The sequence below is a fragment of the Streptomyces sp. NRRL S-1022 genome (assembly GCF_000720135.1).
Lineage (GTDB): Bacteria > Actinomycetota > Actinomycetes > Streptomycetales > Streptomycetaceae > Streptomyces.
In genome coordinates this window covers 1-387 of sequence record NZ_JOIU01000143.1, presented here as the reverse complement: position 1 = coordinate 387, position 387 = coordinate 1, and the positions used below count along the sequence as shown (strand labels likewise).

The window sequence follows — 387 nt, the reverse complement described above, 5'->3', positions numbered from 1 at the left end:
GAGGTCACCGCTGCACTCACCGAGGAACCGGGCGTCATCGCGGTGGCCGCGGTCAACTCACCGCTGTCCACGGTCGTCTCCGGTGACACCGCAGCGGTGGAACGGCAGGTGGCCCGGTGGCGGGAGCAGGGCCGCAAGGCCGTACGCCTCACCGTCTCGCACGCCTTCCACTCCCCCCACATGGACGACATCCTCGACGAGTTCCGCCAGGTCGCCGCCACCATCACCTACCACCCACCGCGCATCCCCCTCGTCTCCACCCTCACCGGACGCCCCGCCACCACCGACGAACTACGCACCCCCGACTACTGGACCGACCAGATCCGCGGCACCGTACGCTTCACCGACGCCCTCACCTCCCTCCACGAAGCCGGAACCACCACCTTC

The 387-nt window shown here is 69.5% G+C and carries 1 protein-coding gene; it reads left to right on the top strand.

Going from position 1 to position 387, the window contains the following annotated elements:
* Positions 1-387: acyltransferase domain-containing protein (locus IG05_RS43250; RefSeq protein ID WP_037815965.1), on the top strand; the 387-nt coding region annotated here is incomplete at both ends.